Genomic DNA, 22418 nt, shown 5'->3' with positions numbered 1-22418 from the left:
AGAAGGCGTGGCGGCAGTCGAGCGTTGCACGCAGGTCCGTAGCGGTCATGAAAGGCGTGCTGTGCGTGGTTTCCTGTATTTCCTGATGGCGGTGATGCCGGTCGGTGGCCGACACCCTATCGATTGTGGCTGAGGCCTTACCTGGGGCTCTTGTCCATGAGCCAGCCACGGCCATAGCAGTTACGCATGAACCCGCGGGTCGGACAGCGCTCCTCCAGGGTGTTGCTCAGCAGCTCGATGAGGCGCGGCAACGGGGTCGGGCCAATGAAGTTCGTATCGCCGAGCTTGGTAACGGTCCACATCTGGTCCTTGCTGAGCTCAATCGTGCCAAGCAGCGGGCGTTCGCCGTCGCCTGGTCCGGACAGATTCATCACCAGGTAGCTTTGCTTTCTCTCGTCCACCAGTCCGTGGTAAGTCAGCACGTACCGATCGGGGTACTTTTCAATTACGCCTCGCTTCCACTCAGCGAACGCGGCGTAATACTCCTTGTAGCCGATGGGTGCATCAGGCGTGAAGGATTCCATTTTTGCGTCGAAGCCGCGGGTAGTGAGTGACGCAAACAGGGCTTGTGCAAGGATGCTGCAACGCTGCCTGAGATCAGGGAAGTAGGGAGTGCGGCGACGCCCATCCGGCGAGGGCAGTGCGCAGGAACCCTCATTGTTCGCATCCAGAATAACGAGCGGGCTGATCCGGGTCTCGTATGGGAGCTTTGTGCTGATCTGGTTTGCTGCGCTCGCAGGCCCAGTGACCGCAATGCAGGTGGCGACAAGTAGCAGACGTTGAAGAACGCTCATTGGAGAGAACATCTCGATGGTGCAGAACGGGATTCAGACGAAGTCCTGGCACTGAGACTCCGTCGCAGGGCGATGTGGCAATCCGCGATCGATCTACTTGATCTTCACATCCTTGCCCTGGTCCTGCATCAGCTCAGCAAACCTGGCCCAGCTCAGCCGCTTCTTGTTCACCGAATTGCCTGCGGGCACCCATTCGATGTTGCCTTTGCTGATCAGAGCGGTACCGAGCAGCTTTCCATCTTTCCTGACGGCAAGTTCGACGTCCTTGTGCAGTACGAACTTGGTGGCAAGATCCATGGTGATTTCGTGAGCCATACAGTGGATTCCTTTCAGCAGAAGAGTTCATCAGAAAGGAATGAGCCCACAGGGGCGCTGGCCCGAGTAAACAGGCCGGAGGGCAACATTCCTTGTTGATCTCCGGTATCGGCAGGGCACCGCGCAACTTTAGGTGCGATGCCACTGAAGCTGGCGCAAGCCTCTTCCATGGCATGCACGCCGGCGGATCGGGGACACTGCCGCGCATTGCCCTGATGGCACCGGATGATGTGCGTGCCGGCCGCTGGCCGGCAACCCCGCATTAGCCCAGAATTCCCGGCAGATCCAGCCCCTTCTCCTTCGCGCATTCCACCGCGATCTCATACCCCGCATCGGCATGGCGCATCACGCCGGTGGCCGGGTCGTTCCACAGCACGCGGCCAATGCGCTTGGCCGCTGCCTCGGTGCCGTCGCAGACGATCACCATGCCGGCGTGCTGCGAGAAGCCCATGCCGACGCCGCCACCGTGATGCAGCGACACCCATGTCGCGCCGCTGGCGGTGTTGAGCAGGGCGTTCAGCAGCGGCCAGTCGGACACCGCATCGGAGCCGTCGGCCATTGCTTCGGTTTCGCGGTTCGGCGAAGCGACGCTGCCGCTGTCCAGGTGGTCACGACCGATCACCACCGGCGCCTTCAGTTCACCGCTGGCGACCATCTCGTTGAAGGCCAGGCCCAATCGATCGCGGTCGCCCAGGCCGACCCAGCAGATGCGCGCCGGCAGGCCCTGGAACTTGATCTTCTCGGCGGCCATGTCCAGCCAGCGGTGCAGGTGCGGGTTGTCCGGAATCAGTTCCTTCACCTTGGCATCGGTCTTGGCGATGTCTTCCGGATCGCCACTCAGTGCCGCCCAACGGAACGGGCCGATGCCGCGGCAGAACAACGGGCGGATGTAGGCCGGCACGAAACCGGGGAAGTCGAAGGCATTGGCCACGCCTTCTTCCAGCGCCATCTGCCGCAGGTTGTTGCCGTAGTCCACGGTCGGCACGCCCAGCGCGTGGAAGCCGAGCATGGCGCGGATGTGGTTGGCCATCGATGCGCGCGCGGCCTTCTCCACTTCCTTGGGGGCGGAAACGCGCTTCTCATCCCACTGCTCGACCGTCCAGCCCTGCGGCAGATAGCCGTTCACCGGGTCGTGCGCGGAGGTCTGGTCGGTCAGCAGGTCCGGCTTCACGCCGCGCTTGAGCAGTTCAGCCAGTACATCGGCGACGTTGCCGAGCAGGCCCACCGACTTCGGCGTACCGGCCTTGCACGATTCGTCGATCAGGCGCAGCGCTTCGTCAAGATTGTCGGTCCAGGTATCCAGGTAGCCGGTGCGCAGGCGCATGTCGATGCTGCTCTTGCGGCATTCGACGGCCAGGCAGGAGGCACCGGCCATCACGGCAGCCAGCGGCTGTGCGCCACCCATGCCACCGAGGCCACCGGTGAACAGCCATTTCCCGGTCAGGTCGCCACCGAAGTGCTGGCGGCCCATTTCCACGAAGGTCTCGTAGGTGCCCTGCACGATGCCCTGCGCGCCGATGTAGATCCAGCTGCCGGCGGTCATCTGGCCGTACATGGCCAGGCCCTTCCTATCCAGTTCGTTGAAGTGGTCCCAGTTGGCCCAGCGCGGCACCAGGTTGGAGTTGGCGATCAGCACGCGCGGCGCATCGGCGTGGGTGCGGAACACGCCCACCGGCTTGCCCGACTGCACCAGCAGGGTCTGGTCGTCGTCCAGGCGCTTGAGCGTTTCGACGATGGCATCGAAGCTCTCCCAGTCGCGCGCGGCGCGGCCGATGCCGCCGTACACCACCAGTTCCTGTGGGCGCTCGGCCACGTCTGGGTGCAGGTTGTTCATCAGCATGCGCAGCGGCGCTTCGGTCAGCCAGCTCTTGGCGTTCAGCGTGGTGCCGGTCGGCGCGGCGATGGTGCGGGACGGGTCGTTGCGGGTCATGCGGCGCTCCGGTTCGTAGCGAATTCAAGGCAGGCGTTGAGCACCTGCGCCAGGGTGTGGCGCAGCGGTGCGGCGTGGTCGGGGTCGAGCGGGGTGGGCCAGCTGTGTTCGTCCACCTGGTCCGGCAAGGGTTCGTGCATATAGCCGCGGCAGGCCAGCTCCATCTGCAGGCTGTGCACGCCGCCGGCGACGTTGCTGTAGTGGCGGGTGATCCAGCCGCCCTTGAAGCGGCCGTTGCGCACCTGGCTCATGCCACTGATCTTCAGCAGGTTCTCTACCACATCGCTCAACGCGTTGTCGCAGGAGGTATCCGGCGCACCGGAGGGGCCGGCGGTACCAAGGTTGAACTGCGGCAGCTCGCCTTCGAACAGGTGCGGGATGTGCGAGCGGATGGAGTGTGCGTCATACACCACGACCGTGCCGAACTTCGCGCGCAGGCGCGTGATCTGTGCGGCCAGCGCATCGTGGTAAGGCAGGAAATACGTGTCGCGGCGACGCGCGATCTCGGCGTCATCCGGCTCGCGTCCAGCGTGATAGAGCGGCTGGTTGTCGAAGGTGGTCAGCGGGCACAGGCCGGTGGTGTTCTGGCCCGGGTACAGCGAGACCCCGCTGGGGTCACGGTTGAGGTCGATCACCGAACGCGAGATCGCCGAGCGCACCGTGGTCGCGCCCATGCCACGCACGAAGTCGTACAGCTCGTGCACCCACCAGTCGGCGTCGCGACGGGCCAGCCACGGCGAGTGGTAGTCGCCGATCAGGTCGTGCGGCAGTTCGCTGCCGGTATGCGGGAAGCTGACGATCAACGGGGCATCGCCCTCGTGCACCGTCAGCCATTCGGGATGGGCGTTCATACCTGCGGTTCCACGGTTGGCAGCAGGTCGGCCAGGCCCTGCGCCAGCGCGCCACTGCGCACCAGATTGGTGGCGGTCACCATGTCCGGATGGAAGTAGCGGTCTTCTTCCAGCGTCGGCACCTGCGCACGCAGAGTGGCGCGCACGCTTTCCAGCGCGGCGCTGGAGCGCAGCGGGGCGTGGAAGTCGCAGCCCTGCGCAGCGGCCAGCAGTTCGATGCCGATCACGTTGGCGGCGTTCTCGGCCATCTGCATCAGGCGGCGCGCGCCATGCGCGGCCATCGACACATGGTCTTCCTGGTTGGCCGAGGTCGGGATCGAATCAACACTGGCCGGGTAGGCGCGCTGCTTGTTTTCCGAAACCAGCGCGGCGGCGGTCACCTGCGGAATCATGAAGCCGGAATTCAGGCCAGGGCGCGGGGTCAGGAACGCGGGCAGGCCGGACAGTGCCGGGTCCACCAGCATCGCCAGGCGGCGCTCGCTGATCGAGCCGATCTCGCACACCGCCATCGCCAGCATGTCGGCCGCGAAGGCCACCGGCTCGGCGTGGAAGTTGCCGCCGGACAGCGCTTCGCCGGTATCGGTGAACACCAGCGGATTGTCGGACACGCCGTTGGCTTCAATTTCCAGCGTGGTCGCGGCCTGGCGCAGGATGTCCAGCGCCGCGCCCATCACCTGCGGCTGGCAGCGCAGGCAGTACGGGTCCTGCACGCGCACGTCGTTGTCACGGTGCGATTCGCGGATGTCCGAACCCTGCATCAGGGTGCGCAGGGTGGCGGCAGTGGCGATCTGCCCGCGCTGGCCGCGGATGGCATGGATGCGCGGGTCGAACGGTGTGTCGGAACCCTTGGCTGCTTCCACCGACAGCGCGCCGGTGACCAGCGCCGCCTGGAACACGGTCTCGATCTCGAACAGGCCGGCCAGTGCATAGGCGGTGGAGAACTGGGTGCCGTTGAGCAGGGCCAGGCCTTCCTTTGCGCCCAGCTCGATCGGCTGCAGGCCGGCACGCGCCAGTGCGTCGGTTGCCGGCAGACGCTGGTCACCCATGAAGGCTTCGCCGACGCCCAGCATCACGCTGGCCAGATGCGAGAGCGGCGCGAGGTCGCCTGACGCGCCGACCGAGCCCTGCGCCGGTACCACCGGCAGCACGCCCTTGACCAGCATCGCTTCCAGCAGCAGCAGGGTTTCCTCGCGGATGCCCGAAGCGCCCTGCGCGAGGCTGACCAGCTTCAGCGCCATCATCAGCCGCACCACGCTGGCCGGCATCGGTTCGCCCACGCCGGCAGCGTGCGAGAGCACGATATTGCGTTGCAGGGTGGCCAGGTCCTCGCGCTCGATGCGCACGCTGGCCAGCTTGCCGAAGCCGGTGTTGATGCCATACACCGGCGCGCCCTTGGCGACGATGGTGGCGACGGCTGCGGCGCTGGCGCGCACCACCGGCAGTGCAGCCGGGTCCAGTGCCAGCGGCACGCCGCGATAGACCTGCCGCCACTGGGCGAGAGTGACATGGCCGGGGCGAAGAACCAGGGTGTTGCTCATGTGTTGCTCCAGGAGGCAGGCAGGTCGGGCTGTCCGCGCACCACGCGCGCGTGCAGCGGGTTGAATCCAATGCGATAGACCAGGTCGGCGGGGGCATCGATGTCCCAGATCGCCAGGTCGCAGTCCAGGCCGACGGCGAGGCGGCCGATGCGCTCGCCATGGCCAAGCGCGCGCGCCGCTTCACGGGTGAAGCCGGCGATGCATTCATCCACGGTCAGGCGGAACAGGGTGGCACCCATGTTCATCGCCAGCAGCGGGCTGGTCAGCGGCGAGGTGCCCGGGTTGCTGTCGGTGGCCAATGCCAGCGACACGCCGGCCGCGCGCAATGCAGCGATCGGCGGCAGGGTGGTATCGCGGGTGAAATAGAAGGCGCCCGGCAGCAGCACGGCGACGGTGCCGGCGGCGGCCATCGCGGCGATGCCGGCGTCATCCAGATGTTCGATATGGTCGGCCGACAGCGCGCCGAAACCGGCGGCCAGTTCGGCGCCGTGCTGGTTGCTCAGCTGTTCGGCGTGGATCTTCACGGCCAGCCCGTTCGCACGCGCAGCCTCGAACACCTGCCGCGCCTGCGCCGGGGAAAACGCGATGTTCTCGCAGAACACATCCACCGCTTCGGCCAGGCCTTCGGCGGCGATGGCCGGAATCATCACCTCGCACACCTCATCGGTGTATTCCTGCGCCTCGCGGCCGGGCGGAATCGCGTGTGCGCCAAGAAAGGTGGTGACCACGTTGACCCGGCATTCCTCGCCCAGTGCGCGTGCGACCTGCAGCTGCTTGCGCTCGTCGGCCAGGGTCAGGCCGTAGCCGGACTTGATCTCGATCGTGGTCACACCTTCGGCGCGCATCGCCAGCAGGCGCGGGCGGCTTTCGCTGGCCAGCTGCTCGGGCGTGGCGGCGCGGGTGGCGCGCACGGTGGAGACGATGCCGCCGCCGGCGCGGGCGATGTCGGCGTAGCTGACGCCCTGGAGGCGTTGCTCGAATTCGTTGGCGCGGTTGCCGGCGTAGACCAGGTGGGTGTGGCAGTCGATCAGGCCCGGCGAGATCCAGCGGCCTTCGCCGTCGATGCGGGTGGTCGGCCGCAGGTGGGTATCGCTGCCGGCGGCACCGACGTGGACGATGCGCCCGTCCGCGCAGGCCAGTACGCCATCGCGGATGACACCCAGGCCCTCGCCATCGAGGGTGATCAGGTGAACGTTGGACCAGAGGGTATCGACGTGCATGGCATCCACAACGCGGCTGTGCTTATATGTCTATACAATATAGGCGTCCATTTCGGGTTGTCCAGCCATGACCGATTCGCGTTCCCTGCTCAGTTTCCATGCCGCCCATGCCTTGTTGGCCGAGGGATGGGCCCGCGATGTCCGCCTGCAGGTGCAGGACGGCCGCATCACGGCGATCAGCACGGGGCAGGGCGCGCAGGACGATGACACCCGCGTCGGCATCCTGGTGCCGGGCCTGCCCAACCTGCACAGCCATGCCTTCCAGCGCGGCATGGCCGGGCTGACCGAGATCGGCGGCGGTGACGGTGACAGCTTCTGGAGCTGGCGCGAGCTGATGTACCGCTTCCTGGCCCATCTGCGCCCGGACGCGGTGCAGGCCATCGCCGCCCAGGCCTACATGGAAATGTTGGAAAGCGGCTTCACCCGCGTCGGCGAGTTCCATTACCTGCACCACGACGCCGATGGCCGCGCCTATGCCAACCGCGCCGAGATGAGTGCGCGCATCGCGGCGGCCGCCGACCAGACCGGCATCGGCCTGACCCTGCTGCCGGTGTTCTATGCCCATGCCGATTTCGGCGGGGCAGCGCCGAATCCGGCGCAGCGTCGCCTGATCCACGATGTGGACGGTTTCGCGCAGCTGCTGGATGCCGCGAAGCCGGCATTGGCCGCGCTGCCCGACGCGGTGCTCGGCATCGCGCCACACAGCCTGCGTGCAGTCACCGGCGAGGAACTGAGTGCGTTGCTACCGCTTACCGACGGCCCGGTGCACATCCATATCGCCGAGCAGGTGCGTGAAGTCGAAGCCTGCCTGGCCTGGAGCGGACAGCGCCCGGTGCAGTGGCTGTACGACCATGCACCGGTCGATGCGCGCTGGTGCCTGGTGCATGCCACCCACATCACCGATGACGAGCGTGCGGCCATCGTGGCCAGCCAGGCCGTGGCCGGGCTGTGCCCGATCACCGAAGCCAACCTGGGTGACGGCCTGTTCCCGATGCAGGCGTTCGCGCGCGAGGGCGGGCACTTCGGCGTCGGCTCCGATTCCAATGTGTTGATCGATGCGGCCGAAGAGCTGCGCCTGCTCGAGTACGGTCAGCGGCTCACCCTGCGCGGGCGCAACGTGCTGGCGCCGGATGCCACCCGCAGCACCGGTCGTTTCCTGTTTGAAGGTGCATTGCAGGGTGGCGCACAGGCGCTGGGCGTGGCCGCTGGCCTGCAGGTCGGCGCCAGTGCCGATCTGGTTGAACTGGATGCCGCACACCCGGCGCTGCAGGCGCGGCAGGATGACGCATGGCTTGACAGCTGGGTGTTCGCCGCACGTAATGGCGCGCTGCGATCGGTCTGGCGCCATGGCCGCCAATGTGTGGCCGAGGGCCGCCACCTGCAGCGCGAGGCGATCACCACCGCCTTCGCCGCCGCCCTGCGTGGCGTGCTGGGCTGATCGCCTCCCGCTACCGAGACCCCATTACGTGAAGGCCAGCAAGTCCGCCACGCTCAACCAGCGTATCCGCAGCGATCTGGAAAGCCGCATCCTCAGCGGAGAGTGGGCGCCGGGCTTCCGTATTCCCTACGAGCACGAGCTGATGGAACAGTACGGCTGCTCGCGGATGACGGTGAACAAGGTGCTGACCGCGCTGGCCGAGAGCGGCATGATCGAACGCCGCCGTCGCGCCGGTTCCTTCGTGGCGCGGCAGCCGCCGCACCTGGAGCAGGTGGCGCTGGAGATTCCGGATATCGCGATGGAGGTCGGTTCACGCGGCCATCAGTACGCCTATCGCCTGCTGCAGCGCGAGCTGCGGCTGGCCGATGCCGGCAATGCTGGCGAAGTCGAGCTGGCCGGGCAGGAGAACCTGCTGGCGATGCGCTGCCTGCACCTGGCCGATGGTCGCCCGCTGGCACTGGAGCATCGGCTGATCAGCCCGGTGGGCGTACCCGAGGTGCTGGAGGTCGATTTCAGTACCACCGCGCCGGGCACCTGGCTGCTGCAGAACGTGTCGTGGACCCGTGCCCAGCACCGCATCAGTGCCTGGGGCGCGGATACCGCCACCGCCAAGCTGCTGGACGTGAAGCCCGGAACCGCCTGTCTGGTGATCGAGCGCTTGACCTGGCGCGGCGAACAGCCGATCACCCGCGTGCGCCAGGTGTTCCTCGGCGATGCCTGGGACCTGGTTGCGCGCTTCGCGCCGGGCGCGCGGTAGGGTCGTATCCACGCGTGGCGTGGATCTACCAAGGGGCGCGCATCGGGATTCAGTAGATCCACGCCATGCGTGGATGCTGGTTCCAATCAATACGTAGCGCACTGCCGCCAGCGTACCGGCTCATCCACACCGGGGCGGGCATTGAGCTGGATGCGCACGTTGCGCAGGGCGGGATAGTGCAGCACTTCCTCGCAGACCTGCGGCCAGACCTTTTCCAGCTCGCCGGTGCGGTTGATCGCCAGTGTCTGCCGGGTCAGCCAGACACCGCTGGCGATGCCGGGCTTGCCGGCCAAGGCGCGGGACAGATCGGCCTGGAAGCGCTCCAGGGTGGCGGCATCCGGGTTGGGGTTGCTGCGTGCATCGGTTGAGGGCGTGGCCGGTGCGGGCGTAGCGGTCGGCGGCATGGTGGCGGGGGGCAGTGCCGGTTCGGGCGCCGCTTCAACCGCAGGCGCAACCGGCGCAGGGGCGTCCGCCACCTCGGCAACAGGCGGGGTGTCCTGCACATGCAGCCCTTGCAGGCTCAATCCCACCAGCAGGCCCAGCGTGACCGCGCCGAGCGCGGCAATGGCGATCCGGCGCAGGGCCTCATGGCGGGCGCTGGCGCGCACACGGGTTTCGATTTCCGCGGCAGATAGGGCTGCAGCAGTGGCCACAGACGCGGACCGTCCAGCACCTCGACCGCCTGCTTCTCGGCGGCGCCGCGGCCATCGCGTTCGATCCGGCCTTCGGTCAGCAGCACGCCGCCCTTGGCGCCGGCCAGGCGCGCGGCCGCACCCAGTTCGTTCACTGCTGCGGTACCGATGCGATAGGCCAGGCCGTGCTTGCACGACACCAGCCAGGTGTTGGGGCCATCGCTGAGCAGGAAGTCACTGCTCGGCTCGCGGGACTCTTCGGCCGGGTCATCAAGTTCACGCAGGCCGCGCTGCTCGCGCAGCATGCGCTTGACCAGTACCGAGAATTCGCGCCAGTGCATGCCAGCCAGGGCCTGCAGGCCGAGTTGCATCTCCTTCTGCCGCCGTTTGATCCACCACAGATAGACAACGGCCAGGGAACAGGTAAGCAGGGCCGACAGCAGGGCCAGGATCCAAGGGAGCATGCAGGAGGTGCGCGGAAGGGGCGAATGCGAAGGCGACAGTGTAAAGGTCGCGCCGTGCCGCTGAGTCAGGAGGTTCCTGACAGGAAGCGTGATGGAGCACGCAGTTCGGAATACCGCGGGCACGAAAAACCCGCCAATCCTGAAGCCGTGAGGGGAGGGAACAAACGGCAGCCGAAGCGATTGGCGGGTTGCCCGCGATTGTCAATCAAAATTTATTGCATTGCAACATATGCCCGGTCAGGGCGCGCTGCCTGGCGATTGATGGCTGCCCGCTGGAGGTGCATCAGTGCCCGAGGCGTCGCGATTCTCCAGCTTGGCCAGGCGCGCCTGCAGGGCGTCGATGCGGGCCTCCAGCGCAGTCACCTCGTCGGCAGTGGGCACGTGCAGGCGCTTGAGCACGCCCTGCACCTGGTCATCGAAGGCCTTCTCGACCTTGTTCCAGGTGCCGGAGGCCTTCTCGCGGGCCTCGTCCAGAGACGTTTCAACGTTGTCGCGCCAGCCCGGGCCCTGTTCGCCGTGGCGTTCACGGCGGCGGGCCTCCCAGGCTTCGCCTTCCTTCACCAGGCCGTCGAAGAAGCGGCTGCCTTCGGCCTGTGCGCGGCCCAGGGCACCCAGGCCGGCCAGCCAGACCTGCTGCGCCGAGTCACTCAGCTTGCGCGAGAAGCGCTCGGCCTGGTCACCGAACGAGGCGTCGTCGTTGCGGCGGTCATCGTTTTCGTACTGGTTCATCGCACTTCCCGTGGGAGTTGGGCCTGTCCCGAGAGTAGCGCGCGTTGGCGTTGCACGGCCGTGACGGCCGCCGCCGGGGTTCAGCCCAGCTTTTCCTTCAGCACGCGCTGGATCTCGCCTTCGACCATGCCTTTCATCGCCGACAGCAGGAAACCCAGCTTGGCGGTCACGCGCACGGCGCCCGGCTGCAGCTCGATCGCACCATCCACGCCGCTGCCGGAGAAGTTCAGCACGTCGGCGGTCCAGGACGACTTCAGGCCGAAGCGCTCGGACAACTTGGCGGCAACCTGTTCGATCGCGGCGCGCGCCTGTGCGTCGGGCAGGGCGTGGGCGTGGCGGACATCGATGGTGGACATACGGGCTCCTGGCGCAGGGCGGGGATGGTCAATGAGGGCGAGCATTGTGCGCATCGAGGGCCGTCGCGCCAAGCACTCATCGCAGGTTCTTCTTCGTTGGCGGCCAACCTGCTAGGCTGCGCCGCGTGCAGAACCTGCTTGTTCACTTCAGTCAACAACAACAGCCCGACCAGCCGCTGAGGCCCGGGGTGCAACGCATCGTGCGCCAGGCCAACGGCAGTGTGCGGCTCGGCGATGCCGGCAACGGTGCCCTGCTGCTGGCGCAGTTCTGCATGGACGAACGCGGTCTCTGGCTGCAGGTCGGCAACGGCATCCGCGGCATCCACGTGAACGGCCGCCCGGTGCGGCGCATGGCGCTGCTGCGTGCAGGCGATGCGGTGTACGTGGATGGCGTGGAGATGGTCCTGCAGGGTGAGGTGGAGAGCCTGCTGCAGGCGCCTGCACCGAAGAATGACGATGGCTCCGATGAGCAGCAGCGTCTGCTGCGCGGCGTCGGCGGACTGCACCATGGCCGCAGCTTCACCCTGTCGCGAACCCGCTTGGTCGGTCGCGGCGGCGACGCCGACATCGAGATCAATGAACCGGCCTTCGCCGAACAGCACGCCCGTGTGGAAGTGCATGGCGAGCGCGTGCTGCTGCGTGACCTGGGCAGTGCCGACGGCACCCGGGTCAACGGTGTGGCCGTGCGCCACTGCTGGCTGCAGGCGGGCGACCAGGTGGTGTTCGATGGCCAGCACCGATTCGTGCTGGAGGTGCCGCATGACCCACGTCGGCGGCCGCTGCCAGCCGAGGACGAGTCCAGCGAGGACGCCGAGCAGGCGCCGGTGCTGCCGGTTGCGCCGCGCCGGGTCCGGCGCTGGCCGTGGCTGCTGGCCAGTGCGCTGCTGCTGGCCGCGCTGCTCAGCCTGCTGCTCTGGTTCGGCGCGCGCTGATCTGCTTCCGCCGGGCATGGCCCGGCGCTACCGGCCTTCGCTGATGCCAACCTTGGTTGGCAGGCTCCACCCGCGCATGACGCCTTGCGGCGTACGCCAACCAAGGTTGGCGGCTACCGGTGCTGTGCGCGCGGCCAATGGATTCCAATGAAACCAAATTTCCCTTGCGCCACAAGGCCGCAAGGCTGGTGCACTGCGGCATACTAGGGGTCTTGCCCCACAGGTGTGACATGACGCGCGCGTTCAACTTCAGTGCCGGCCCTGCGACCTTGCCGGAATCGGTCCTGCGCCAGGCGCAGGCGGAAATGCTGGACTGGCACGGGTCCGGCGCCTCGATCGTGGAAATGAGCCATCGCGGCGCGGAATTCATGTCCGTGGCCGCCGAGGCTGAGGCCGATCTGCGTCGCCTGCTCGATATCCCTGACGACTATGCGGTGCTGTTCCTGTCCGGTGGTGCCACCACCCAACAGGCGCTGATCCCGCTGAACTTCGCAGCCCCCGGCCAGCGCGCCGACTACGTGGTCAGTGGCCACTGGGGCAAGACCGCGGTCAAGCAGGCTGGCGTCTATGCAGACGTGAACATTGCCGCCAGCAGCGAGGCCAACGGCTACCGCGAGTTGCCGGCGCGTGCCGACTGGCAGCTGTCTCCCGATGCCGCCTACGTGCACATCACCGCCAACGAGACCATCCACGGTGTCGAGTTCCGTGATGTACCCGACACCGGCAACGTCCCGCTGATCGCCGATTTCAGCTCGTCCATCGCCAGCGAGCCGCTGGACGTGCGCCGCTATGGCGTGATCTACGCCGGCGCGCAGAAGAACCTCGGCCCGGTCGGCATCGCGGTGATGATCATCCGCCGCGACCTGCTCGAGCGCAGTGGCCAGCCGCGCGCGGACATCTTCGACTACCGCTCGCACGTCGCCCGCGATTCGATGCTCAACACGCCACCGACCTGGAACTGGTACCTGGCCGGGCTGGTGTTCAAGTGGATGCTGGCCGAGGGCGGCGTGACCGAGTTCGCCAAGCGCAACGCCGCCAAGGCCGCGCTGGTATACGGCGCCATCGACGGCTCCGGCGGCTTCTACCGCAATGAGGTCGCACATGCGGCCCGTTCGCGGATGAACATCCCGTTCTTCCTGCCCGATGCCGAGCTCGACGCCCGCTTCGTCGCCGAAGCCAAGGCCGCCGGCCTGCTGGCGCTGAAGGGCCACAAGGTGGTCGGCGGCATCCGGGCCTCGCTGTACAACGCCATGCCGCTGGCGGGGGCCGAGGCGCTGGTCGCCTTCATGGCCGATTTCCAGAAGCGTCACGGTTGAGCAATGAACGGCGCGCACCGTCGGGTGCGTGCCCCGCAACAGGGAATTCCGATGGCAAGCAGCAAATCCAGCAAGAAGGCGCCGAAGAAGGCCGAACCGGCCAAGGACAGCGCCTCCACCAAGGCCAAGGGCAAGAGCACGTCCAAGGCCGCGTCGAACCCGGCGCCCACCCTGGCGCCGCTGGCGCTGGCCGATGTGCGCTCGAAGATCGACCAGATCGACCGCGACATCCAGAACCTGATCGCCGAGCGCGCGCGCTTCGCCCACCAGGTCGGCAAGGCCAAGGGCAAGCTGGCTGCCGCCGTGGACTACTACCGCCCCGAGCGCGAAGCGCAGGTGCTGCGCATGGTGGTCGATCGCAACGAAGGCCCGCTCAGCGATGAGCTGCTGGTGCACGTCTACCGCGAGATCATGTCGGCCTGCCTGGCCCAGCAGGAGCCGCTGAAGATCGGTTACCTCGGCCCGGAGGGCACCTTCAGCCAGCAGGCCGTGCTCAAGCACTTCGGCCGCTCCGCGCTGGGCCTGCCGATGGCCAGCATCGAGGAAGTGTTCCAGGAAGTGGAAGCGGGCAACGCCGATTTCGGCGTGGTGCCGGTGGAGAATTCGGGGCAGGGCACCATCCAGATCACCCTGGACATGTTCCTGACCTCGAACCTGAAGATCTGTGGCGAAGTGGAACTGCGTGTGCAGCAGTACCTGATGTCGCGCAGCGGCCGCATCGAGGACATCGAGCGCATCTACGCGCACCCGCAGTCGTTCATGCAGACCTCGGCGTGGCTGCGCGCCAACCTGCCGAAGGCCGAGAAAATTCCGGTATCCAGCAATGCCGAAGGTGCACGCCGTGCGCGCAACGCCGACGACGCGGCGGCCATCGGCGGCGAGAGCGCCGGCCATGTGTACGGCCTGAAGAAGGTGGTCACCAAGCCGATCCAGAACGATGCCGACAACACCACCCGCTTCCTGGTGGTGGGCCGCAACATCTTCCCGACCTCCGGTCATGACCGCACGTCGGTGCTGGTGTTCATCCATGACAAGCCCGGTGCGCTGTTCGACGTGCTCAGCCCGTTCGCCCGCCACGGCATCAGCATGAACCGCATCGAGTCGCGGCCGTCGCACCACGGCAAGTGGGAATACGGCTTCTTCATCGACCTGGCCGGCCACATCGACGATGCGCCGATGCAGGCCGCGCTGGCCGAACTGGAAGCGCACTCGGCGCAGATCAAGGTGCTGGGCTCCTATCCGGTGGCCGTGCCCTGAGTGCTGCTGCGGTGGCCCTGGCCACCGCTCCCTGATGCATCGCCGGCGCTGCCGGCGTTTACGGAATGATCGAACGATGAGCAACGCGCAACACTGGATCGCCCGCAAGGGCCAGCCGCTGCAGGGCAGCCTGACCATTCCCGGCGACAAGTCGGTCTCGCACCGCTCGGTGATGTTCGCCGCGCTGGCCGATGGTACCTCGCATATCGAAGGCTTCCTGGAAGGCGAAGACACCCGCGCCACTGCGCGCATCTTCAGCCAGCTCGGCGTGCGCATCGAAACGCCCAGCCCGTCGCAGCGCGTCGTGCATGGCGTCGGCATCGACGGCCTGAAAGCGCCGGAGGCACCGCTGGACTGCGGCAACGCCGGTACCGGCATGCGCCTGCTGGCCGGCCTGCTGGCGGGCCAGGCGTTCGACTGCACACTGATCGGCGATGAATCGCTGTCCGGCCGCCCGATGCGCCGCGTCACCGGCCCGCTGTCGCAGATGGGCGCGAAGATTGATACCCAGGATGACGGCACGCCCCCGCTGCACGTGCATGGTGGCCAGTCGCTGCAGGGCATCGACTTTGCCTCGCCGGTGGCCAGCGCACAGATCAAGTCGGCGGTGCTGTTGGCCGGCCTGTACGCGCAGGGCGAAACCCGGGTAACCGAACCGCACCCGACTCGTGACTACACCGAACGCATGCTGTCGGCGTTCGGAGTGGACATTGAATTCTCGCCGGGCAGGGCGCGCCTGCGTGGCGGCCAGCGCCTGCGCGCCACGGACATCGTGGTGCCGGCCGACTTCTCGTCTGCGGCGTTCTACCTGGTGGCCGCCAGCATCATTCCCGGTTCCGAGCTGCGCCTGAAGCAGGTCGGCCTGAACCCGCGTCGCACCGGCCTGCTGCATGCGCTGCGCCTGATGGGCGCGGACATCACCGAAGAGAATCCGGCCGAGCAGGGCGGTGAGCCCGTCGCTGATCTGGTGGTGCGCTACGCTCAGTTGAAGGGTGCACGTATCCCGGAAGCGCTGGTGCCGGACATGATCGATGAGTTCCCGGCGCTGTTCGTGGCCGCTGCCGCCGCCGAAGGGCAGACCGTGGTGAGCGGTGCGGCCGAGCTGCGGGTGAAGGAATCCGACCGCCTTGCGGCGATGGCCACCGGCCTGCGTGCGCTGGGCATGCAGGTGGACGAAACCGAAGACGGTGCCACCCTGCATGGCGGCGTGCGCCTGGGCAGCGGCACCATCGAAAGCCATGGAGACCATCGCATCGCCATGGCGTTTGCCATCGCCGGCCAGATCAGCGACGGCGAAGTACGCATCAACGATATCGCCAACGTCGCCACGTCCTTCCCGGATTTCGACGGCCTGGCGCGCAGCGCCGGGTTCAACCTGGCCTGACCGGCACCGCGGCCGCCGGGCCATGCCCAGCGGATCGCGCGTCTTGGTAGGTGCCGACCTTGGTCGGCACACTCACATCACCCGGTAGGTGCCGTCCTTGGTCGGCACACTCACATCACCCGGTAGGTGCCAACCTTGGTTGGCACGCTTTCCCGCATATAAAAGGACGGAGGCCGAAGCCTCCGTCTAAACATCACGAACCCCTCGTCCGCGATCAACGCTGCTCGGTTCGGAAATCCACCGGGACCCGCACCACGCTGGCGACGGCACGGCCTTCGTGCATCGCCGGCTGGAACTTCCAGTTCTGCACAGTGCCCAGCACCGCGCGGTCCAGATCGCGACTGCGCTCGCCGCTGCGCGAAACGATCGCAGCATTGGCGACGTTGCCGCGGGTATCGACACTCAGGCTGGCGATCACGCTGCCCTGCACGCCACTACGCAGCGCGGCGGCGGGGTAGGTGGGCATGCGGTTGCTGGCGAGCGGGCGGGCCTCACGATTGCGCACTGCCGGCGCGGCCTTCCGCGAAGCTGTAGCCGGGGCTGCCTGGCGCGCGGCAGGAGCCGCCGCATCTGTCACCACTGCCTGCTCGGGGGCTGGAAGCATGCGCTCACCGACCGGCGCCGGTGCCACGTCTTCCTGGTTCGAATGACGCAGCCAAAGCAGGGCAGCAGCAAACATCGCCACGATCAGCGCGATCCACATCCAGGGCGACGTGGGTTTGTGCTGCAGGCTGGAATCCTCCTGCAGATGCGGCGAATGAAGGTCTTCGTGGGTGGTGGCAGTCATCGCTAACTCCTTCCGTCAATGGACGACGTGGGAAGTGTTGCGCGAGCCACGGACGAGAAGTGTCAGCGTTGCGTCAACGCCACCGGCAGGGTTCAGTTTGCCTGCCGGGAAGCGTTCAGTTACTGCGTCTTGAAGTCGAACGGCACTTCGATGCTGCCGGGTACGGCCTGGCCGTTGCTCTGCGCCGGAGTGAAGCGCCAGCGACGCACGGCGTCGGTGGCGGCACGGTCGAGCTCGCGTGAGCCACTGCGCTGGATCACGGTGGCGTTGTTCGGGTAGCCAGTGGCGTCCACGTCCACCCGCACCACCACGGTGCCGGTCTCGCCGGCGCGGAGCGCGGCGGCCGGGTAGGCCGGTGGCGGCGACTGACCGGCAATCGGCATCGGCTGGCTGTTGCCGGTGGCCGCAGGTGCAGGGCCCGGCGCAGCCGGGGCTGCTTCAGCCACGGGGGCGGGCGGCGGGGGAGCGGTTTCGACCAGCTTCGGCGCTTCTTCCTCGACCGGGGCCGGCTTGGCATCGGGCATGTCGCTGGAACCGGCCGCAGCGGCCAACGGCTCCGGCAGGGGCTCGATCTGGGCGGTTTCCTGCGGCGTCTGGGCGGCAGGATCGGCGCGGAAGAACTCCTTGTCGCGACCGGTCAGCCAGACCAGCACGAACAGCAGCACGCCCACCCCGAAGGCGATACCGGCGATCTTCAGGGCATTGCGCGGGATATGCACAGTGAACGACTTGGCGGACGACGAGCGGGGTGCAGACATGGACCGGACCAGTACGGAATGGCTCGATTCTGCCACGGCGGGAATGAACCGGGCGGCAGAAATCCGTATAACAAGCGATAATCCCATCCCTGATACCCACCACGACACCTGCCATGCTTGATCCAGCCCTGCTCCGCCACCAGCCCGCCGACCTCGCCGAACGCCTGCGCACCAGCCGTGGCTTCGAGCTCGACGTGTCTGCCCTGGAGTCCCTGGAGGCCGATCGCAAGCGCATCCAGGTGCGTACCCAGGAGCTGCAGAGCCTGCGCAACAGCCGTTCCAAGGCCATCGGCCAGGCCAAGGCCAAGGGCGAGGACGTTTCGGCCATCATGGCCGAGGTTGCCGCCTTCGCCGACGAGCTGAAGGCCTCGGAAGTGGCGCTGGATGAACTGCGCGAGAAGATCGAAGCGATCTCGATGGGCATACCGAACCTGCCGGCCGATGACGTGCCGGCCGGTGCCGACGAGAACGACAACGTCGAGCAGGCGCGTTGGGGTACCCCGCGCCAGTTCGACTTCAAGGTGCTGGACCACGTCGAACTGGGCGCCCGCAACGGCTGGCTGGACGGCGAGACTGCTGCCAAGCTGTCCGGCTCGCGCTTCACCGTGCTGCGCGGCCCGATCGCGCGCCTGCACCGTGCGCTGGCCCAGTTCATGGTTGACCTGCACACCGGTGAGCACGGCTACGAGGAAACCAACGTGCCGCTGCTGGTCAACGCCGATTCGCTGCGCGGCACCAGCCAGCTGCCGAAGTTCGAGGACGACCTGTTCAAGACCGCCGTGGGCGACTCCACGCGCTACCTGATCCCGACTTCGGAAGTGCCGCTGACCAACATCGTGCGTGACGAGATCGTCGATGCCGAGCGCCTGCCGCTGCGCATGACCGCCCACTCGATGTGCTTCCGTGCCGAGGCTGGCAGCGGTGGCCGCGATGTACGCGGCATGATCCGCCAGCACCAGTTCGAGAAGGTCGAGCTGGTCTCGATCAGCCGCCCGGAAGACAGCGACGCCGAGCACCAGCGCATGACCCGCTGCGCCGAAGTGGTGCTGGAAAAGCTGGGCCTGCCGTACCGCAAGGTGCTGTTGTGCACCGGCGACATGGGCTTCTCGGCGGTGAAGACCTACGACCTGGAAGTCTGGCTGCCGTCGCAGGAGACCTACCGCGAGATCTCCTCGTGCTCGAACTGTGGTGATTTCCAGGCCCGCCGCATGCAGGCGCGCTGGCGTAACCCCGCCACGGGCAAGCCGGAACTGGCGCACACGCTGAACGGCTCGGGCGTGGCGGTTGGCCGTGCGATGATCGCGGTGATGGAGAACTACCAGAACGCCGACGGCAGCATCACCGTGCCGGAGGCCCTGCGCCCGTACATGGGCGGCCTGGAAACCATCGCCTGATTCCCTGATCGGGCGGGTGCCATGCTTGCATGGCGCCGCTGTGGCTCGGGTGGGTGCCGTGCTTGCACGGCACCGAATCCACGCCATGCGAGGATGAACCACCGTGATCACTCCACAGCGCGCAGCTTCTCCAACGGCACCCATCCCGGTTCGCCCGTCGCCGGCACGCACCACGCCCAGCCATTGAGCGTGCGCTCCCCGCGCAGCAGTTGCCCGGGATCCACATCCAGTTCCCGAGCGCAGTAGTCCTCCGTGGCAAATGCGCCACCCTGCGCGTCGCGGCCGATTACCGGCGCCGGTACGAATCCAGGCTGCTGCCCTTCGGCTTCGCACAGGAACCAGTCTTCCCAGCCCTCGGGGCCTTCATAGCGTTCGCCCACCACCAGTGCCTGGCCACGGCGCAGGGTGATCGGGTGCGGAAATTCGCTGCGGTGCGCAGCCGTCACGATGTAATCCATCGCCCCAGCCTAACGTTCTGGTGAGCGCCGCGCATGGCACGGAATCCACGCACGCGTGCAGTAGATCCAAGCCATGCGTGGAGGGCGCAGCCCCCAGGCCGGAAAAAAACGGCCCCGCAAAGCGGGGCCGCCAGGGTGGGCCGGGATGGGGGAGGGGATCCCGGCCCGCGTTCAGCGCCTCGACGAGGAGAGAGCGGCGCCGAACGCTGGAACGCTTATGCAGCGGCGGCTTCGGCCGCTTCGTGCGACGGCAGCGCAGCCAGTGCGCCAGCAATGGCGTCTTCGCGGTGCTGCGGCGAGTAGGCAATGCCTTCGGCGCGTACGAACTCGACATCGTTGATGCCCCAGAAGGCAAACGTCTGGCGCAGGAACGGCTCCTGGAAGTCCGCGGGCGAATCGGTGTAGATGCCGCCACGGCTGCTGGCGATGATCACCCGCTTGCCACCGGCCAGGCCGATCGGGCCGTTCTCGGTGTACTTGAAGGTGCGCCCGGCCACGGCCACACGGTCGATCCAGGCTTTCAGGGTGGACGGAATGCTGAAGTTGTACATCGGCGCGCCGATCACCACGATGTCGGCCGCCAGGAACTGCTCGAGTACCTGTTCAGCATCGGCGGCTTCGGCAGCGTCGGTCTTGGCAAGCGATCCGCTGCGCAGATGCGGTACCGGATTGGCGTCAAGATCGCGATAATCAACCTGCAGGCCGTCGATCTGCTGCGTGAACTGGGCCACCACGGCGGCGGTCAGGTGGCGGGAGACGGAGTTGTCGCCAAGCACGCTGGCGTCGATGTGCAGAAGCTTCATGGCAGTACCTATGTTCGGGAGAGGTGGCGGGCTTGCCGCCGACGGAGAGAACGATAGGTTGTTGCAAAGACGGAATAAAGGTGGTTGAATGCCACGTATTGTTCTAGATATGGAACTCGGGCATGCATGACCTGAATGATCTGTACTACTTCGCGATGGTGGTCGACCACGGCGGGTTCGCCGCCGCCGAGCGCGCACTGGGTATCCCCAAGTCGCGCCTGAGCCGCCGCATCAGCCAGCTGGAAACCGACCTGGGCGTACGCCTGCTGCAGCGCTCCACGCGTCGTTTCGCGGTTACCGATGTCGGCACCAGCGTGCACCGCCACGCGCAGACGATGCTGGCCGAGGCACAGGCCGCACGTGAAGTGGTGGACCGCCTCAGCGCGGAACCGCGCGGCGTGGTGCGTGCCAGCGTGCCGGTGTCGCTGGCGCAGATGCAGCTGCCCAAGCTGCTGCCCAAGTTCCTTGAGCAGTACCCGAAGGTGCGCCTGCAGCTGAACATCAGCAACCGCCGCGTGGACATCATCAACGAAGGCTACGATGTGGCCCTGCGCGTGCGTTCGCGCCTGGACGACGATGGCAGCCTGGTGATGCGCAGCTTCGGCCAGGTGCAGGAACTGCTGGTGGCCAGCCCGAAGTACCTGGACCGCGCCGGTCGGCCGAAGGACCCGGAAGAGCTGACCCAGCATGTCACCCTCAGCATCAGCGAAGACGAAGCCCGCCAGCGCTGGGAGCTGCACGGCCCCGAAGGCGAAGTGCGCCGGGTCGACCTGCAGCCGCGCGTGGCCGGTTTCGACTTCCCGTTGCTGCAGAGCATGGTGAAGGACGGCTTCGGCATCACCATGCTGCCGGAAACCGTGTGCGCCGATGCCGTGCGCAATGGCGAGCTGGAAGTGGTGTTGCCGGACTGGTCGCTGCCGCAGGGCGTGTGCCATGCCGTGTTCGCCTCGCGCCGTGGCCTGCTGCCGGCGGTGCGCGTGTTCATCGACTTCCTGGCCGAGCACCTGCCGCCGCAGCTGGAGGCCTCGCGCCTGCATTGCGATGGTGCCTGTGAGAAGGCCAAGGAGCGGATCAAGGCCAGTGCATTGGGCGCGTTGGCAGTGGATGCGGGCTGAGGCACCTCCCCGCACCTGCACTGCCAATCTGTGAAACGGCAGCGCCGGGCCATGCCCGGCGTTGCTGCTTTCCGGCCCCGGTCAGTTCCGGCCGAACAGCCGGTCCCAGAAGCCGCGCCGCGGCGGTGCGGCCGGTGTGGGCTCGGCAATGACCGGTGCTTCCAGCACCGCCATCAGTTCCGCGCTGCGTGGCTTCTTCAGGAAGCGCGCGTAGTCCAGGTAACTGGTCACCTTGCTCATGTGCAGGCGCTCGGGCATTGCCGGCAACGCGCCGCCCTGCAGCAGCACCCGCAATGCCTGCGGACGGTCCAGACGGATCGCCTCGAACACGGCGGTGCCGCCGCATCCGGGCTCGATCTGGTTGGCACGCTGTGGCGCATCCTTCAGCAGGTCGCGCAGTACGTTCGCGTCATCGCGTTCCACCGCCGCTACCAGTCGTGCCAGTGCTTCGGCTTCTTCGGGCGGAAGACCGTCGCGATAGGCCTGGTCGGCGATCTCGCGCTCGTCGCGCCCATCACCGCCCTGGATGCACAGGAAATCGGTGACCAGAGCGACCGGAATGCCGGACGTATCCAGCGCCCAGTAGCTGGGATAGACGCCGTCGCCCCAGCCGCTGGTGAATACGACCAGGCCGTGTGGTGAGTCCTCGCCCCAGGGGTGGTATTCGGCGCCCTCATCCAGGCCGTCATGGTCGATCAGTGCATCAGACCACTCGCTGCCTTCGTCGCCATCGGCCTGTTCGATCAGGGCCAGCAGTGCCTGCTGGGTGTCGGTATCCATGAAGCAGCCGATGCCGGCGTCGACCGGGTAGCCGATGAAGCTGTCCTCATCCAATCCGGTCAGGTCCTGCGTGGTCCAGCGCGCCATCTGCCAGTGCAGGGCAGACGCAGTGAGGGATTCGCGAGGCTTGAACCAGACCACGGCCAGCGCCGGGCGGCTGCTGTGCACGATGATCTCGACCGGATGCCGGCCCAGCGGGGCGGTGTAGTCGGCCAGCGCAGGCGCCTCGGCCTGGACCAGTGGATCGCAGACCACCAGATGCCCACTGCTGACCGGCAGGTGCCCGGCGAACGTACGGTGCAGGGCCACTGCGGCCAGCTGGGTGTCGTCCAGCAGGGTGGTGCGCAGGTTGGCCAGATCGAGATGGGCCATGGGGGCTCCGATTGCAGTGGAGGCCCCACCGTGCCGGA

Annotated in this window: 21 protein-coding genes and 1 pseudogene; 8 read left to right on the top strand and 14 right to left on the bottom strand. The window is 67.1% G+C overall.

All coding sequences use genetic code 11. From position 1 onward, the window contains the following. Positions 1–137 precede the first annotated feature (137 nt). The 6 genes from EZ304_RS03585 to hutI all read right to left on the bottom strand — a co-directional run bounded on the left by EZ304_RS03585 (position 138) and on the right by hutI (position 6648). Entirely contained in the window at positions 138–794 is a 657-nt protein-coding gene (locus EZ304_RS03585) for a hypothetical protein (RefSeq protein ID WP_142806294.1), read from the bottom strand. Positions 795–887: 93 nt separating this feature from the next. Next, entirely contained in the window at positions 888–1109 is a 222-nt protein-coding gene (locus EZ304_RS03580) for a hypothetical protein (protein WP_049443231.1), read from the bottom strand. Between the two features lie 262 nt (positions 1110–1371). Further along, entirely contained in the window at positions 1372–3039 is a 1668-nt protein-coding gene (hutU, locus tag EZ304_RS03575) for a urocanate hydratase (protein ID WP_142806293.1), read from the bottom strand. Then, positions 3036–3890, bottom strand: coding sequence for an N-formylglutamate deformylase (gene hutG, locus EZ304_RS03570; RefSeq protein ID WP_142806292.1), 855 nt, complete (start codon positions 3888–3890; stop codon positions 3036–3038). The genes hutU and hutG overlap by 4 nt, the downstream gene beginning before the upstream one ends. Then, a complete protein-coding gene (gene hutH / locus EZ304_RS03565) occupies positions 3887–5428 on the bottom strand; it encodes a histidine ammonia-lyase (RefSeq protein ID WP_142806291.1) in 1542 nt (513 codons plus the stop codon). The genes hutG and hutH overlap by 4 nt, the downstream gene beginning before the upstream one ends. Next, positions 5425–6648 (bottom strand): imidazolonepropionase, encoded by a 1224-nt coding sequence (gene hutI, locus EZ304_RS03560; RefSeq protein ID WP_142806290.1) that lies wholly within the window; start codon positions 6646–6648, stop codon positions 5425–5427. Before hutI ends, hutH begins: the two co-directional genes overlap by 4 nt. A gap of 67 nt (positions 6649–6715) precedes the next feature. Here hutI and EZ304_RS03555 point away from each other — a divergent pair, with 67 nt between their 5' ends. After that, the gene (locus EZ304_RS03555; protein ID WP_142806289.1) at positions 6716–8086 is read left to right on the top strand and encodes a formimidoylglutamate deiminase; all 1371 of its coding nucleotides are present in this window, start codon (positions 6716–6718) and stop codon (positions 8084–8086) included. Between the two features lie 28 nt (positions 8087–8114). Beyond that, positions 8115–8843, top strand: coding sequence for a histidine utilization repressor (gene hutC, locus EZ304_RS03550; RefSeq protein WP_142806288.1), 729 nt, complete (start codon positions 8115–8117; stop codon positions 8841–8843). A gap of 86 nt (positions 8844–8929) precedes the next feature. On the opposite strand, the pseudogene EZ304_RS03545 reads toward hutC, so the two are convergent. The 3 genes and pseudogenes from EZ304_RS03545 to EZ304_RS03535 form a co-directional block, all read right to left on the bottom strand. Continuing rightward, positions 8930–9939 (bottom strand): annotated as a pseudogene (locus EZ304_RS03545) (restriction endonuclease). Between the two features lie 237 nt (positions 9940–10176). Beyond that, on the bottom strand, positions 10177–10668 hold the full coding sequence (locus EZ304_RS03540) for a phasin family protein (protein ID WP_142806287.1): 492 nt from the start codon (positions 10666–10668) through the stop codon (positions 10177–10179). An 80-nt stretch (positions 10669–10748) separates the two neighbouring features. After that, positions 10749–11024, bottom strand: a complete 276-nt coding sequence (locus EZ304_RS03535; RefSeq protein ID WP_005417302.1) for a polyhydroxyalkanoic acid system family protein — start codon at positions 11022–11024, stop codon at positions 10749–10751. A gap of 125 nt (positions 11025–11149) precedes the next feature. On the opposite strand from EZ304_RS03535, the gene EZ304_RS03530 reads away from it, so the two are divergent. From EZ304_RS03530 to aroA, 4 genes are all read left to right on the top strand, one after another. After that, on the top strand, positions 11150–11956 hold the full coding sequence (locus tag EZ304_RS03530; protein ID WP_142806286.1) for an FHA domain-containing protein: 807 nt from the start codon (positions 11150–11152) through the stop codon (positions 11954–11956). Between the two features lie 230 nt (positions 11957–12186). Beyond that, positions 12187–13272, top strand: coding sequence for a 3-phosphoserine/phosphohydroxythreonine transaminase (gene serC, locus EZ304_RS03525; protein ID WP_142806285.1), 1086 nt, complete (start codon positions 12187–12189; stop codon positions 13270–13272). Positions 13273–13323: 51 nt separating this feature from the next. Continuing rightward, complete coding sequence (gene pheA / locus EZ304_RS03520; protein WP_057503311.1) at positions 13324–14529, top strand: prephenate dehydratase; 1206 nt, start codon at positions 13324–13326, stop codon at positions 14527–14529. Positions 14530–14605: 76 nt separating this feature from the next. Further along, positions 14606–15913, top strand: a complete 1308-nt coding sequence (gene aroA, locus EZ304_RS03515; RefSeq protein ID WP_142806284.1) for a 3-phosphoshikimate 1-carboxyvinyltransferase — start codon at positions 14606–14608, stop codon at positions 15911–15913. A gap of 214 nt (positions 15914–16127) precedes the next feature. Here the strand turns inward: aroA and EZ304_RS03510 are convergent, their stop codons facing one another. Both EZ304_RS03510 and EZ304_RS03505 read right to left on the bottom strand, forming a co-directional pair. Further along, positions 16128–16700, bottom strand: coding sequence for an energy transducer TonB (locus EZ304_RS03510; RefSeq protein WP_142806283.1), 573 nt, complete (start codon positions 16698–16700; stop codon positions 16128–16130). Between the two features lie 119 nt (positions 16701–16819). After that, positions 16820–17458 carry an energy transducer TonB gene (locus EZ304_RS03505; RefSeq protein WP_099552325.1) on the bottom strand — a complete coding sequence of 213 codons (639 nt, stop codon included), beginning with the start codon at positions 17456–17458 and terminating at the stop codon, positions 16820–16822. Positions 17459–17571: 113 nt separating this feature from the next. Here EZ304_RS03505 and serS point away from each other — a divergent pair, with 113 nt between their 5' ends. Continuing rightward, complete coding sequence (serS, locus tag EZ304_RS03500) at positions 17572–18852, top strand: serine--tRNA ligase (RefSeq protein ID WP_057500587.1); 1281 nt, start codon at positions 17572–17574, stop codon at positions 18850–18852. A 107-nt stretch (positions 18853–18959) separates the two neighbouring features. On the opposite strand, the gene EZ304_RS03495 is transcribed toward serS, so the two are convergent. After that, a complete protein-coding gene (locus EZ304_RS03495) occupies positions 18960–19310 on the bottom strand; it encodes a ligand-binding protein SH3 (RefSeq protein WP_142806282.1) in 351 nt (116 codons plus the stop codon). 215 nt (positions 19311–19525) lie between these two features. Continuing rightward, a complete protein-coding gene (locus EZ304_RS03490) occupies positions 19526–20113 on the bottom strand; it encodes an FMN-dependent NADH-azoreductase (protein ID WP_099552322.1) in 588 nt (195 codons plus the stop codon). A gap of 122 nt (positions 20114–20235) precedes the next feature. Here EZ304_RS03490 and EZ304_RS03485 point away from each other — a divergent pair, with 122 nt between their 5' ends. After that, on the top strand, positions 20236–21228 hold the full coding sequence (locus EZ304_RS03485; protein WP_049429058.1) for a LysR family transcriptional regulator: 993 nt from the start codon (positions 20236–20238) through the stop codon (positions 21226–21228). An 81-nt stretch (positions 21229–21309) separates the two neighbouring features. Here the strand turns inward: EZ304_RS03485 and EZ304_RS03480 are convergent, their stop codons facing one another. Beyond that, positions 21310–22380: a DUF4241 domain-containing protein gene (locus EZ304_RS03480; protein WP_142806281.1), complete on the bottom strand. Its 1071-nt coding sequence runs from the start codon at positions 22378–22380 to the stop codon at positions 21310–21312. Positions 22381–22418: the final 38 nt, after the last annotated feature.

It is taken from the genome of Stenotrophomonas maltophilia (assembly GCF_006974125.1).
Taxonomy (GTDB): Bacteria; Pseudomonadota; Gammaproteobacteria; order Xanthomonadales; family Xanthomonadaceae; genus Stenotrophomonas; species Stenotrophomonas maltophilia_O.
Note: the sequence above shows the minus strand (reverse complement) of the source record. Positions and strands in the feature narration are given on the sequence as shown.